The organism is Streptomyces sp. NPDC005811 (assembly GCF_040630405.1).
Classification (GTDB): Bacteria; Actinomycetota; Actinomycetes; order Streptomycetales; family Streptomycetaceae; genus Streptomyces.
The window spans coordinates 99,972-113,783 of sequence record NZ_JBEXXK010000030.1; the positions used below are offsets into that span (position 1 = coordinate 99,972).

The window sequence follows — 13,812 nt, forward strand, 5'->3', positions numbered from 1 at the left end:
GCCGATCTCCGAGCGGAACGTTACCGCGCGTCTGAACTTCACGGCCTCGGCTCTCGGCGTCGCGGCGGCGCTGAGTGCGGGCCGCCACGATCGAGACCGACGCCTCGTCAGGGTCGGTGAACGCACGGGCACTCAGTTCGCGCGTCGCGCGGGTCTGCCGCTCGACTGCCTACGCGATGTCCGGGTCAGCCAGGTGGGCGGGGCTGCCTCTCGGCGGGTGGCGAGGGCACGGTGGTAGCCGTCGCTGGCCAACTCCCGTGTCTTCGAAGCCCTTGGCCGCCTCTGGGGCCTGGAAGTCGTCGGGTGCGGGTGCAGGTACGGAGCCCGGCGCGGGGATCCGCAGGCCGCGCACGACCGTTCGGCCGGCCGACGCGTTGGCGGCCGCAATGATCCGGGCCTGTACCAGCCGGGTCTTCGTCGCCCAGGCCGACGACTCCGGGCACACTGTGAGCTGGCCGGAGTCCGGGTCATAGCCGACGGCGAAGACGTGCCCGACGAGCTCGGGGGCGATGGCCTCCCACCGCTCGCGCAGGGTGGCACCGGCGGCCGGGAGCTCCCAGGTCCGCTCGGTCAGCTCACCAGCATTGCCGCACTCATCCGCGCGGAACTGCTGCTCCGCCGCCTCGAGCGACAGCCCGACAGCGACGTTCCCGGAACCTGATCCGCAGGGTGCGGTGATCGGATCAGCGGACGGCAGGGGGCTCCCGTGGAAGCACGGATGTGGGACGGGCTGGTCGGCGTCGCGAAGAAGACGTACATCGCCTCGCTGGGTGAGGGAGTTGTGCCGCGCCCGTTGATGATGCCGCTGGTGCGCGGTGAGCTGGTCGGGCTGGTCTGGGTCCGCCCGCTCAGGGTCGGCCAGGACGCGGTCGCCGGGATCGCGGAACTCGCGAACATCGCCGCGGCGGCCGGCGCGGACGAGGCCCACGTCGCCTACGGCCTGCGCGCCCGGGCACTGGGCGACCTCGCCTACGACCTCCTCGCCCACCCCGACGACGACGGCACCGCCGCCGTGCCGCCCGGCGAGCGGGTCCGCCGCGCGCTCGCCCTGCGCGCCCGCCTGGACCTGCTCATCGCCCAGGCCGGGGTCGCCGACCGCGAGGACGGCGCCACCTGGACCGAGATCGGCGCGGCCGCCGGGATCACCCGGCAGGCCGCCCAGGAACGGTGGGGCCCGCACGTCGCCGCCTGGGCCGCCGCCGGCCGCCGCGCCGGGCCAGCTAGCACGGCCTGAGTGCCCTCGGCGCCGCGCGCGGCCTCGACGTCGCCTACGCCCGGTTCGCGGACGACCGGCCCGCCGACACCTTCAGCCGCGCCCTGAACGCGGTCCGCTTCCCCGGCGCCGAGGCCGCCGCACGGGCCCGCCGCGAACGGGCCGTCACCATCCGGGCCCGCCTCGCCAGGCTGGCCGCCGCCGAGACCCGCCGCCAGGACCACGTGCACCTGTTGGCCCGCGACGGCGCCGAGCCCGCCGAGCGCGCCGCAGCCCTGCGGGGCCTGGCCGAGCTGCGCGAGGAGAGCGCCGAGCGGCACTACGAACTCGCCGTCCTCGAACCCGACCACGCCGAGGCCCACCGCAGCGCCGCCGCACAGGCCCGCGACCGCGCCGCCCACGCCCGCGAGTTCGCCACCCTGCTCGCCCCGCAGGACACCCCCACCCCCGCGCCGTGACCCGGATCACACCAGTGCGGGCAAGATTCATTGCCGGTGCCCCCGCTTCCCGGGACCGAGAAAGGAAAGCACTAACACCCGAAGGAGCGCACCGGCATGACGAGGCACTATCTCTATGAGCCCTACCAGCCCATGGACAAAGCCGTCTGGGGCCCTGGTAACTACTACGCCCCGCGCCCCCCGGTGGTGACCTCTGCAATGGGCGATGTGACGATCCTCTGCGTTGACGGGGGAGCCCGCCTCTTCGACGACTCGGGACGCAGCACCGAGTGTCCGCCCGGATCGCTGCCCGCCTCTCGGGAGCTGGTGGGCCTGCTGGCGAGCAGCCAGCAGGCCATCGGCGGAATGATCATGCCCTACGACCTGGACGGTATTGCCAAGGATGTCCTCGTACTGCCACGCGGCGCCCAATGGCGGGATGCGCTGAGGGCCGCGCTGGTCGGGGACTGGAGCGATCCGCTGTGGGAGAACGGGCAGCTGCCGGTGACCGCGCTCGGTGCGCTCAAGGCGCAAGCCCGTAGGAAGCACCGGCAAGAGGTGCCGCTCTGGCGGCGCCGGACCCGGCACGGGCGGGTGCTCTCCCTGGACGCCGACCTCGGCGGGCTGTCGCTGTACGACCTGGTCGCCCCGGACGTCGACCTGCTCGCCCACACCACGGGCGGGGTCTTCGCCGACGAGCGGCTCAACACCGTGCTGCGCGGGCTCGACCGGCCGAGCGCGCGGTCGTCCTCGCGTACGCCGACGGCGAGGGAACCACCTGGACCGAGGCCGCGGCCGCCGCTGGCGCCGCCCACCCGGACGGCTTCGGCGAACGGGTGCGACGCAAGGTCAATCGGCTTGTCGCCGAACAACGCCGCCGCGCAGCCCAGCGCCGACCCACTCCCCCGGCCTCCTGACACAGGCTCAGACCCCTTCGGCCGGGCGGGATCGCCCATGCCGCGTCCGTGACTCTTGTCACGCGGACCCTGGTTGCGCGGCTAGCCCACCAGCGACCCACGTCCGGCGCCCGCTGCCTGAACGCACTGAACGCACAGCTCAGGGCCCGTCCAGGCGATTGGCGGCGGGCTCCACCACTCGTCTGCCCACGCGGACTTGCGTGGCTTACCTCCCGCTCCCGCACACTCCCGGCCCTGTCGGAGTCTCACCCCGCGACACAAGGGGTGAGACCCGTCCACGCTCCACTCCGCATGCGAGAAGCGCATGCCCGAATCCACGGGAGAGACCCGCCGTGTCCACGCTCGCCCTGCTCGTCGCCGTCCTGCTCGGCCTGGCCTTCGTCCTCGTCCCCGGCGCCCTCGCGTATCTGGCGTACCGGCACCCCGCCGCCCGCGGTCCGATGGGTATCGGCATCGCCGCTGTGGCCGCCATGGCCGCGATCGTCGTCCCGATCGCCCTCCGCTGAGCCCGCATGGGTCGCCCGCGACTCTCGCAGCGGTCCCACGTCCGCCCGTCTCCTCCTACTGGCTCTCCCCCGCGCCTCTGCCACCGTTGCGCGCCCGGCTCAGCCTGGCCGCCGAGTGGCGGAGGGACCCACAGGGCGAGGACCCGGTTGGAGTGGAGGCGGTGAGCCTTCCGGCCTGCTGGCGACTTCATCAGGGTGGCGGAGGACTGCTCAATCATCGTCTGGTGCAGGCTCAGCGGGGCCGTGACGCGCACGGAGTAGCCCTGTCCCCGGCGGATGGTCCGGCCGTCGCGCAGCGCTTCGCGGATTTTCTCCTCCTCGCCTGTCAGCAGGTGCTTGGCAACCAGGCCGGGGACGTCGACGGACACCGTGAGGTCGTCGGGCGCCTGCTCCTGGTCGTCGTCGACGGAGTCCTCCAGGAGCACCCCGAGGTCGTCGGGGACCTCGCGGGCGCCGGTGGAGTCGAGCGCGCGACGGATCGTCTTCGGCGAGGTGCCGTACTGCCGGGCGAGGGCCTTGACGGCGGCGCCCTCGCGGTACGCTTGGACGACGTCGGCGGCCTGGTCCTCGTCCAGCGAGGACGGACGACCGAGCACCTTGCCGGAGGCTTCGGCCGCGGCGACGCCCGCCTTGGTGTTCTCCGCGATCATGTCGCGCTGGAACTCCAGCGCAGCCGCGAGCACGGAGACGACCATCTTGGTCCCCGGGTCGTCGGCCGCCAGGTCGATCCCGGAGAGCAGACCCGACTCCACCTTGAGGTGCAGGCCCCGCCGGATGGGCACCGGCCGCAGGGCCAGGACGTCGGCGAGGGAGCGGAAGAGGCGGGCCGAGTCGGCGATGCGGACGGTGTCGCCGACGGCGGCCTCGTCGAGGAGCGCTTGAAGCCCGCGCGGTCCAGAGACAGGACGCGGCTGGAAGTCGCCGGGTCGTTGTAGACCGGGGCGCCGGCGGCGAGCAGCGCCGCCAGGGCGTGCCGCTGCCGGGCGTCGGTCTGCTTGTCCGTGGAGTGGCGCAGGCAGACCCGGTCAGCCACGGCGGCCTCCTCCGGTCTCCCGTGCGGCGCGGGCACGCTGGACGCGGTCGTGCTCGATGCGGGCCCAAGTCGGCGAGCACGGCCGCCAGGCGGTGGGTGTCGCCCTGGAGCTCCAGCGGGAGGTAGCGCAGGGCCTCCTGGATCAGGCGCAGGGCGGCGTGCGCGGAGAAGCCGGGCGGGGACTGGGGGCAGGAACGGTGGGTGCATCGGTCGAGCTGGCCCAGCTCCCGGCGCAGTTCCGTGAGCCGTGCGGGGTCACCCCCGGGCGCCTTCGCGGTCTTCACGTGCCGGGTGAGTTCCTCACGGATGCAGTCGTAGACCGAGTTCCAGTGGGCGGCGATGGGCCCGGCCTCGTTGGAGGGGATGCCGTTGTCGATGAGCTGAGCGACGTTCACGCTCATGCCTTCGTGTTGTCGAGCGGGGTGACAGTGCCGCCGATGAGCCGCTCGGTGGCGTCCATCGCGTGGGCTTTGCAGGCGCTCGACGACGCTGGCGAGATAGTCAACGCCGTTGCGGATGGGAGGGAAGTCCAACTGCGGCGGTCCGGCCGGACGCTCCGGCGGCACGAACCAAGGCCCGTCCGCTGCTGCCGCCTTCCACTGCGGTGTGTCGCTCGGTTCACCCGTGCGGGCGGGGTCCTGATCCTCCCTCAACATGCGCAGAGGCTAACTTCCACGTCCTGTGCTTCGTCCTCGCGGCTCTCGGCGCAGCTGCTCATGCCCCCGCTCGCACGCTAGCGGGCGGCTTTGCCATCGGGATCTCCGCTGCTTCCTCACGCTGCTGCGCTCGCTCGGCGCGGGCTCGTCGTAGGGCGGCGGCCTCGGTGATCGCAGCCTGGCGGCGGCGCTTGACACGGGTTGTCTCAATCGCGGCCGGAGCGTCCTCCGGCGTGCTGTCGGGGAACGCGTGGCGGCTGTCGTCACGCATTGCCCTGGCCTGCCGCTCGACTGCCTGCGCGATGTATGGGTCAGCCATGGACGGCGGGGCGGCCTGCCGGTGCGCGGCGAGCGCGCGGTGATATCCGTCAGAGGCGGTCTGCCTGGTACGCACCGCTCCGGCGGGCATGGTCGGACGCAGGTCGGGGCCGGCGGCCGCGGTGACGGCGCTGGCCCCGCTGGCGGGCGCCAGGACGTTGAGGCTGCGCACGTTCGCGCCCGGCACCTGTGTGTTGGCCGCCTCGATCAGCTTCGGCGCGCTCCAGCGCAGCTTCGTGCCGTACGCGGGGGCGTCGGCGACGACGTCCAGGCGGCCGGTGTCCGTGTCGAACGCCACCGCGCGGGCGTGACCGGCGAGTTCGGGCGCGGCCGCGGTGAGGATTCCGTCGAACTGAGCGAGGACGCTGCCGCCGGCGGCCGGGGCGGCCATGCCGCGCTCGGTCATCATCATGCCGATCGCCGCACCGAGCCCGAGCGGATCGCGGCCGTCACGGCGCACAGCCGTGCCGGTGCGCCGCTTCGGCTTCTCCTTGCGGGCGCCGCCGTTCTTCTTCGCCGCCTCGCGGGCCGCGGTCAGGGCCTGGCGTGCGAGGTCGACCCCGCTCAGCTCGCCGCTCACGCGATCACCGCCCCGGCGGTCTCGCCGTGCAGCGGGCGTGTGGCCAGCTCGGTCAGCCGGGCCGACCACGGCGCGGGGGCAGCCGGCTCGGTGCGGTCCGCCATCCGCGTGCGCAGCTGCTCCAGCCGCGTCGCCAGCAGGTACTCGGCCACGCGCTCCCGGGCGGCGTCGGCCGCCTTCGTCGCAGCGGCGACGGCGTCCGCACCGGTCGGGTTGTGCTTGTACCAGCGGCGCCCCTGCTCGGTCTTGTACGCCCGCCGGGCTTCCGCCTCCGCTTCCTCGGCCCGGCCAAGCCGCCCGAGGGCGCTGCTGCGGTACTCCGGCAGGGCCTGCTCCACCGCCTGGAAGGCGTTGAAGGCGAGCACGGACGCCGCCGCGATGGGGTCCGCCTCCAGGTCGCCCGGCTCCATCAGCTCCAGGAACTGCTGGTGGGTGGCCTTGATGGCCGCTTCCAGCGTCGCGCGGACGTGGGCGGTGACGGCGGCAACGTCACCGGCGTCGTCCAGCGCGGCGGACCAGGTGGCCGCGACCATCCCGGCCTCCCCGATCGCCGCCTCGGTCCGGCGCCGGTAACCGCACGCCTCACACAGCCCGGCCGACCGGTCCTGCCCGCAGTCCGCGCACGGCATGGCCTGCCGCACCGCTTCGGCCGCCGCCTCCGCCTGCCGCTCGCGCTCCGCCTGCTCCCGGGCAGCCGCACGGACGGCATCCCGGCGGGCCTGCACCGCGCGGGCCTGCTCACGGCGCACCACGAGGTCCTCCGCCTCCGCCGCAGCGTACTCACGCAGCCGGTCCTTGAGGACCCGGCGCCGCTCGACGGTACCCAGGCCGGGCAGCTCCCGGTCGATATCTGCCGCGATCTTCGCCCGCCGGGCACGCCGGATGTGGATCACGTTGCCGCAGTTATCGCACTCGCCGCCGGTGTCCAGCCGGATCCCGTCGTCGCACCGCACGTCCGAGCAGGCCGGCCGCCGCACCAGGCCCTTGCGGGTGATCCAGCCGAACGGGCTGTTCACCAGGGCCTCACCGCCGGTCTCCTCCAGCCGGTCGGTGAGCCGGTCCGCCAGCAGCCGCGGGGCCGTACGCGGCAGCATCAGCAGGTCCGCCAGCCGCCCGAGCTCCGCCGCCGCAGCCGCCTCAACACGCTGCTGCTGCCAGCCGTTCAGCCGCTCCCACAGCCCCGCGACCGGTGCCAGAGCGACCTGCACACCAAGATCCTTCGGGAGGGCCACCCTCCCCTGCTGCTGCGTCTTTCCACCCCCCGCGGCCTTCGGCCGGGCACCGGCAGCGACGGCGGCCGGCTGCTGCCCCTCACGCTCATCGGCCGGGGACTCCCTCGGCTTTTCCCCGCGCAGTGGGCCGGCCTCCGCCGCCGTCGACTCGCTCGCGGCAGCGGCGTCCTCGCCGCCGACGGCCTGGTCCTCGCGCACGCACACATGCTCCGGCCGACGGCCCTCACCCCCACGGCCTTCGCCGGAAAAGCCACCAGAGAGCGCAAGAGAACCCCCAGGAGTAACCCCAGAAGCGTGAGAGGCGTGAAGGTGTGCAGCATCGGCGCGGTCTGCCGAATCGGCCCCCAGGCCCTCCCCGGCGCCCTGAACCCCAGCAACCACAGGGGGCACAGCCTCCACCGTCGCCTCATGATCTCCGGATGCAGTAACGGCGAGGTCTGAAAACATCGCGTCGGCGGCCTCACGGGCCTCCCGGACGACGATCCCGTGCGCCTGGGCGACCGGCAGCATCCGGACCCGGCTGCGCGCGTTCAGCCCCGACGCTGTCTCCCGCCGGTCCACCGACAGCACGTCCTGCTCCCGGAGCCGGGAGAGCACCTTCGCCCCGCCCGCCGGCGAGCAGCCCAGCAGCCGCGCCACCGTCGCCGCCGGACGGCCCCGCTCGGTGTCCACGCTGCCCGAGCACAGCTGCAGCCAGCCCTTCGCGTTCGAGGACAGCACCATCAGCAGCAGCCCGAGCCGGTCGGTCGCCGCCCCGCGCCCCGTACGCTCCGCGAGCATCCCGGCCGGAGTCGTCCGGCCGTCCTTGTGATTCCAGCCCGGCGCGAACAGGGTCTCGATCAGCGCCAGGAGCACGACCAGCTCCACCCGCGACAGCGCCAGGACGTGCCGACGGTCCCCGCCGTGCTGCGCCCGGTACATCGGGATCACCCAGCACTCCAGGCCCGTCACCCGGCCAGCCGCACTGACCGTCTCGTTCGACCCGAGCACGCCACGGTCACGCAGCTGCGGAAGGACGTGGTGCGCGATCCGGGACGGCTTCAGGCCGACCCACCGACCGAGCTCCTTCGCGGTGATCGTCGCGCGGTAGTTCGTCGCCACCTTCGCCTTCGCCATCAGCACCACCGCCGCCAGGCGCGCCGGGTCGCCCGCCCCGTCCAGAGCGGGGTCGGACACCAGGGCGCGCACCGCGGCAAGGAGCCGGGCGCGCATCGTCTCGGTCAGCTGGAGCGGGTTGCCCACCTCCAGCGGAACGACCGGCCCGGCCTGCGCCGGAACCGACCGCAGCCGACGACGCGGCACACCGCCGCGAGCGAAGTTGATCAGGCCAGCGGCCGACGCCGCGATGGCACTCACTGGCCCGCCCGGGAAAACGTCAGAACATGATCCATCCGGCGACCATGGACCAGGTCACCTGTGGATAGATTCCAGCGAGCGGCGGCGGACCTGTGGACAACGCCAGCCCGGACTCCGGCAGGGACCTCCGCTGCAGCGCGAAGCGTGCGAGAGGACAGCCGAACTGGCCGACAAACAGGACTAATGAGACTGTGAAATCCCTCAAGCCGGGACTTCACAGGCGGGCAAACGAGGATGAAACGGGCGTATGCGGGCTGGCGAAAGCCCAAGTGGTCGTGCAAAATGACGACGTCCTCCTTCTCTGGAGGTGTGCAAGACGAAGCCCCGTCTCTGGTGCTTCGGGTTCTGGGTGGAACCGAGAGATGAACCGCTTGACCGGGTGCGAACCGGTCGGCGATCCCTTCGGAGGGCGTGCGAAACCCTCCGGTGGCAGATGGGGCGCCAGCCGAGGTGACTGCGAATCACCTGGGAGCTGGTCCCCGGGCGGTCAGCCGCCCTGCGACTCACCTCATCCCGGCCCCCTCAGCAGAGGGGCGAACCGGGGTGCGCTCAGACAACGCGAACGCCCCGTCGACGGACCAGCAACCGGCATGGCTGCTGACCCCACGGCGGGGTGCTGTGTGTCGGGTGACAGGTACGGGTACCCTGATCACGTCGGCACCTTCCTTCACGCGAAAAGGGTGCTCGGCAGGCCCCCGGACCCCTCCTACAAGGTCCGTCGGCCACGTGGCCCCGATGACCGGCTTGTCCAAGGCCGGATTGCGGGGCCACTTTTCTTTTTGATCAACGCTGGGGGCCACTGTACCGTTCCCGCTGAATTCCGGGCGCCCCTGGGCTGTACGTGTCGCAAAGCCCGTCCACCGCTGACTTCCCATCATGAGACGGCACCTCCCAGCTGAGTTCGCGACCGACCTTGATCACCTGCACTGATCGGGCCGCACTTGCCCATGATCCGAGCAGTGACCAACAAGGAATCCAAGAGCATTTGCACGACCACCGTCGCGAATCCCGGCACGCGGGAATCAACTTGCTGGACCGTCCCACCGCACGGACCGCACGAGCGATCAGCCGCCCACGGAGCGGGCGCCGAATCACCCAACGCAATGTCGCAGATAGGCTCGCTCACGTGCAGCAGCGCCTCGCTCTCTTCGATCTGGACGGCACACTGGTCGACCGCCAGGCTGCCTACAGCAACGTCGTAGCCGGACTCTGCCATGCCCACGGCCTCGGCCTCCCAGCCGAAAGGTGGCTGCTCGGCCAGCTCGCCGACCGGGCAAACCTCAGCGACTTCGCCCAGTTCCGCGTCGCCTTCGACCTGAGCGAGTCCCCCGACATCTTGTGGCAGGAGTACGTCCACCGGATAGCGGCCGCCATCACCTGCCGCCCCGAAGTCCTCGGGGGCCTCGCCGAACTCCGGGCAGCCAACTGGACGATCGGCATCGTCACCAACGGCTCCACCGACACCCAGCGCGCCAAACTCGCCGCAACCGGCATCAGTGACCTGGTCGACGCCGTCGCAGTCTCGGGCGAGCTGGAAATCCGCAAACCCGACCGGCGGCTCTTCGAACTCGCAGCCACGCGCTGCGGCCTCTCCCTCGCAGGCGGAGGCTGGATGATCGGCGACAACCCGGCCGCTGACATCGGAGGCGGCCACCAGGCCGGTCTGCGCACCATCTGGCTCCGCGGCCGCCCCTGGCCCGACACTGTCCCCACCGCGGACCACACCGTCGACGACGTCACCGACGCCATCGCCATCCTGCTCACCACGACCTCGGAGTAGCACAGTGGACCAGCCCACCGTCGGCATCCTCCAACCCGGAAGCATGGGCGCCGCCGTCGCCGCCTGCGCCGCGACGAACGCGGTCTCCGTCCTGTGGTGCGAGGCCGGCCGAAGCCCGGCGACCGTCGCGCGCGCCGAGAAATTCGGGCTGACCGGGGTCGCCACACTGGCAGAACTGCTGGAGCGCAGCGACATCGTCATCAGCCTCTGCCCGCCGGCCGCCGCAGAGGACTTGGCCCGCGACGTCGCCGGGCACGCCTTCACCGGGGTGTACGTGGAGGCAAACGCCATCAACCCCGAAAGGACCGGGCGGATCGCAGACCTTCTCGGGACCACTGCGACCGTCGTCGACGGCGGAGTGATCGGCTCCCCGCCCGTGGGCGGCAAGAGCCCCACGCTGTACCTGTCCGGCCCTACCGCCGCAGTCACCACGGTCGCCGCGCTCTTCGCGGGCACCGACGTACAGACCGGACAACTGGGTACAGAGATCGGGAAGGCGTCCGCGCTGAAGCTGGCGTACGCCAGCTTCCAGAAGACCAGCCGCGTGCTCGTGGCGCTCTCGGTCGGTCTCGCCCACGCACACGGCGTCGGCCAAGAGCTCGTGCGGGTGGCCGCACGGCGCAGCGACTCGTACCTTGCCGAACCCGAGTACATTGCCAAGGCTGCGGCGCGCGCCTGGAGGTGGGGCCCCGAGATGGAAGAGGTCGCCGACACCCTCGCGGACGCCGGCCTCCCACCGGAGATGTTGCACGCGGCCGCCGCCACGCTGGCACGGTGGAACGACGCCAAGGACGACGCTGAGCTCACGCTCGCCGACGCCCTCGCCCGCCTCGCCCAGCCGTAACCCGCGCTCATGCCGTCGCCGCTCCCGACCGCCGCACTACCAGCTGGTCGATGAGCCGTGCCGCCTCCTCAGGCGATGTCCCCGAGGTGTCTACAGTTAGGTCCCAGACCATGTCGGGGTGCGCATCCAGGTCCTCGCGCGTCGCCTCCCACGCCGCCAGCCGTGCACTGGTGTCGCGGTCGCCGCGCCCTGCGGACCGGCGCACGGTCTCCTCCCTCGGGCACCACAGCAGCACTACCGACCAGCCAGCTGCGTAACCGTCGACCAGGGCCCGGATGCCGTCGACCTGCCCGAGATGCACCACCGGCACCCCGGCCTCGAACACCGAGTCCAGACCCGGCCGGTCGATCGCGTACGTATTGCCGTACCGCCGGTTCGCGTAGACGACGTCCCCCGCACTCTCCAGCGCGAGCAACTGTTCGGCAGTCCCCATCCGGTAGCCGACGCGCTTGCCCGACCCCACCTTGAGCCGCTCGAACAGCGCGTATCGGCAGTTGAGCCGCGTCAGAGCGCGAGTCACGGTGTCCTTGCCCGCAGCCGGCGGGCCGTAGAGGACGACACCGTGTTTCATACGGCCACCGTCCCGATTGCCTGCCGGGCTTGATCGGCCAGCGAGATCGCGGCGCCCATCCGGTTGTCCACCACGAGATGCGGGACGGACGGACGGAGGCTTACGTCGACGGTGGCGATGTACTCCTCCCACCGCTCCAGCTTCCACGCGTCCCTGGCCGCGCCGCGGTGCGAGATGTACTCGTGCATCGACTCCACATCGCATTGCACCCAGATCGGCGCGACGTCGACGCCATGTGACGCGCACTTGTTGATCAGGCGCTCCATCCACGCCTGGTCCGTGAGCTCGGCGATGAACGGCGCGGTGACCACGGTGCTGATGCCGCACGACACGTTCGAGTGGACGGCCTGCATCAGCGCGGCGTACTCGGCGGGCCGGACCTTCTCGCGGTACAGGTCGGTATGCCGGTCGTGGGCCTGCGACCCCAGAGCGGTCAGCAACGGCTCCACCAACGGCCGAGTCAGCGGGTCCTTGTCGACCAACGGCCAGCCCGTCAACTGCGTGAGGAACCTGGCGAACTCGGTCTTCCCGGAGCCGGCGAACCCGCCCACCAGCACCACGCACGGCTTGTGCGGATCACCGCCGGTACGACGGCGCTTCCACGCCTCCATCACCCGCTGCTGCCAGCTGTAGCTGTCGAAGCCATTCCCGTCCGCGATCCGCGTCAACGCCCGCTCGACAGCTATGACATGGAGGCCGTTCCGCTGCTCAGGCAGGGGGGTGACCTCGAACTTCGTCTCCTCGCCCGGCAGTGCAGGCCGGAAGCCAAGCGAGGGCTCGGTCGCTCCGTACAGCAGACAGTAGGCTCGGCGATACGGCGGCCCTGGGTAACTCTCGCCTGTCTCGTGCTGGCTCAGGGTCTGAGGATTCGCGGCCGGCACATCTTTCAGCCCGGCCTGCTCAGCGACCAGCCGCAGCCGTTCACCGGCTTCCTCCAGCGTCAGCCCATGCCGTTCCCGGTGCTCCCTGAGCTTGTCCGGGCGCCACCCAGCGCGCTTGCCCACCCCGTCAGCCTCCGTCTTCACCATGATCTGGAGCCTAGGCGCGAGCCCCAAAATCCCGTGTGTATCTACTCGTTGAAAACGCGTTGAGGAACTCGTTCATCGAAGTGACGAGCTCTTCGTGATGTTCCTCAGAGTCACTGCCGGGTGTGATGGCCCCCACACATCGGATCGTCTGGAGGGCGTCGCAGTGGCTGCTTGTGCTTGGCCAGACACATCGGTGTCAGGCGTCGAATTCGTAGTCCAATACGTACGCTGCCGAGTCCAAGGTCATCTCGTTGATCTCCACCGCCCTCCCCGCCGCGTCGAAGGCTGTGCGGGCCAGCTTGATCACAGCCCTGTCGGTTGGGATGGACAACTGGGCCGCCTCCTCCGCCGTGGGCAGACGCACTCGGATCTCCTCACGGAACCGCGTTGGCGCGTGCCCGAGATCGGACAACCGGGCGTAGATCCCTCCGGGGCCAGTGTCCGCTTGAGTGATGAGGGAGCCTGCGACCAGCGCCTGGGGGAGATAGGACGCGGCGAGCATGACAGGCCGACCTTCCATGACGTACCGCCGACTACGGACGCAGGCTCCCTCGCCAGGTCCCAAGTCGAGCACGCCCCTGATGTGCTCAGGCGGGGTTGCGTCTTCCTGTACCGCGATCTGGTCGACGTCTGGTGCGCGGTGGTCGTCGGCCGACCAAATCGACTTTCCGCTCCCCCACTGCTCGCTAGCCAGTCGGGGAATGCCTCGACGCCTGATGGGCTGGAACGAAAGAACACGGGCGCCTGCTCCCTTCTTGCTCTCGACCAGCCCTTCGGTGCTCAGAACCTTGAGGGCCCGTCGGGCGGTGAGGCTGGCGACGCCGTATTGCGCCGCCAGGGCGTTCTCGCCCGGCAGCCGGTCGCCAGGCCTGAATCCGTCGTCCCCGCGCTCGATCGCCGCCTTCAGATCATCAGCAATCTGCTGGACCTTCGTGCGCTGCGCGCCTGCCTCATCCGTCATCAGTCTCCCTACCTCGGTAGCGATCCTAGGGCGGCTTGCTACCGAAGGGCCTTGAGGGGCGCGTTGATCGCGTTGGGAACACCCGCATGGTACATCATCGGTAACGTACTTCTTGACATCGGTACCGAGGAGGGTTTCTACTGAACCTCGGTAACGAGGTTCGCAGCCAGGTTTCGCTTCGGACCCGACTCCCCCACCTGGAACTGCCTGCGGGCGGCGCCGGATGAGGGAGCCGGAACGTCGGTCCCCTACCAGCAAGACCGCAGGAAGTCGTCCGCCCCCTGGGTGGCCGGGGTTGATGCACCACTAAATCCCCCGGTCTCGACTCACCTGCATGTACGTCGCAGCGCTATGCGCTGTCCGTCCTCCAGGACGCCGGG

12 protein-coding genes and 1 pseudogene are annotated in these 13,812 nt (G+C 71.1%); 6 read left to right on the plus strand and 7 right to left on the minus strand.

The window, feature by feature from the left end; translation table 11 throughout:
- Window positions 1-169: 169 nt before the first annotated feature.
- Entirely contained in the window at window positions 170-697 is a 528-nt protein-coding gene (locus tag ABZ490_RS29680) for a DUF721 domain-containing protein (protein ID WP_358996540.1), read from the minus strand.
- 9 nt (window positions 698-706) lie between these two features.
- Here ABZ490_RS29680 and ABZ490_RS29685 point away from each other — a divergent pair, with 9 nt between their 5' ends.
- The 4 genes from ABZ490_RS29685 to ABZ490_RS29700 all read left to right on the plus strand — a co-directional run bounded on the left by ABZ490_RS29685 (window position 707) and on the right by ABZ490_RS29700 (window position 3,073).
- The gene (locus ABZ490_RS29685; protein WP_358996456.1) at window positions 707-1,234 is read left to right on the plus strand and encodes a hypothetical protein; all 528 of its coding nucleotides are present in this window, start codon (window positions 707-709) and stop codon (window positions 1,232-1,234) included.
- A gap of 203 nt (window positions 1,235-1,437) precedes the next feature.
- Complete coding sequence (locus tag ABZ490_RS29690; protein ID WP_358996459.1) at window positions 1,438-1,671, plus strand: hypothetical protein; 234 nt, start codon at window positions 1,438-1,440, stop codon at window positions 1,669-1,671.
- 96 nt (window positions 1,672-1,767) lie between these two features.
- Complete coding sequence (locus ABZ490_RS29695) at window positions 1,768-2,619, plus strand: hypothetical protein (RefSeq protein WP_358996462.1); 852 nt, start codon at window positions 1,768-1,770, stop codon at window positions 2,617-2,619.
- A 280-nt stretch (window positions 2,620-2,899) separates the two neighbouring features.
- On the plus strand, window positions 2,900-3,073 hold the full coding sequence (locus ABZ490_RS29700) for a hypothetical protein (protein WP_358996464.1): 174 nt from the start codon (window positions 2,900-2,902) through the stop codon (window positions 3,071-3,073).
- A gap of 524 nt (window positions 3,074-3,597) precedes the next feature.
- Here ABZ490_RS29700 and ABZ490_RS29705 read toward each other — a convergent pair.
- The 3 genes and pseudogenes from ABZ490_RS29705 to ABZ490_RS29715 all read right to left on the minus strand — a co-directional run.
- Window positions 3,598-4,092: pseudogene (locus tag ABZ490_RS29705) on the minus strand (recombinase family protein); the annotation flags it as partial.
- 728 nt (window positions 4,093-4,820) lie between these two features.
- Window positions 4,821-5,660: a DciA family protein gene (locus ABZ490_RS29710; RefSeq protein WP_358996467.1), complete on the minus strand. Its 840-nt coding sequence runs from the start codon at window positions 5,658-5,660 to the stop codon at window positions 4,821-4,823.
- The gene (locus ABZ490_RS29715; RefSeq protein ID WP_358996470.1) at window positions 5,657-8,248 is read right to left on the minus strand and encodes a hypothetical protein; all 2,592 of its coding nucleotides are present in this window, start codon (window positions 8,246-8,248) and stop codon (window positions 5,657-5,659) included. Before ABZ490_RS29715 ends, ABZ490_RS29710 begins: the two co-directional genes overlap by 4 nt.
- 1,126 nt (window positions 8,249-9,374) lie before the next feature.
- Between ABZ490_RS29715 and ABZ490_RS29720 the strand changes: the two genes are divergently transcribed.
- Together ABZ490_RS29720 and ABZ490_RS29725 are read left to right on the plus strand one after the other, a co-directional pair.
- A complete protein-coding gene (locus tag ABZ490_RS29720; RefSeq protein ID WP_358996473.1) occupies window positions 9,375-10,028 on the plus strand; it encodes an HAD family hydrolase in 654 nt (217 codons plus the stop codon).
- A 4-nt stretch (window positions 10,029-10,032) separates the two neighbouring features.
- Window positions 10,033-10,872, plus strand: a complete 840-nt coding sequence (locus ABZ490_RS29725; protein ID WP_358996476.1) for a DUF1932 domain-containing protein — start codon at window positions 10,033-10,035, stop codon at window positions 10,870-10,872.
- A 7-nt stretch (window positions 10,873-10,879) separates the two neighbouring features.
- On the opposite strand, the gene ABZ490_RS29730 is transcribed toward ABZ490_RS29725, so the two are convergent.
- The 3 genes from ABZ490_RS29730 to ABZ490_RS29740 form a co-directional block, all read right to left on the minus strand.
- The gene (locus ABZ490_RS29730) at window positions 10,880-11,443 is read right to left on the minus strand and encodes a guanylate kinase (RefSeq protein WP_358996479.1); all 564 of its coding nucleotides are present in this window, start codon (window positions 11,441-11,443) and stop codon (window positions 10,880-10,882) included.
- Window positions 11,440-12,471, minus strand: coding sequence for an AAA family ATPase (locus ABZ490_RS29735; protein WP_358996482.1), 1,032 nt, complete (start codon window positions 12,469-12,471; stop codon window positions 11,440-11,442). The genes ABZ490_RS29730 and ABZ490_RS29735 overlap by 4 nt, the downstream gene beginning before the upstream one ends.
- A gap of 196 nt (window positions 12,472-12,667) precedes the next feature.
- On the minus strand, window positions 12,668-13,432 hold the full coding sequence (locus ABZ490_RS29740; protein WP_358996485.1) for a GntR family transcriptional regulator: 765 nt from the start codon (window positions 13,430-13,432) through the stop codon (window positions 12,668-12,670).
- Between the last annotated feature and the right edge of the window lie 380 nt (window positions 13,433-13,812).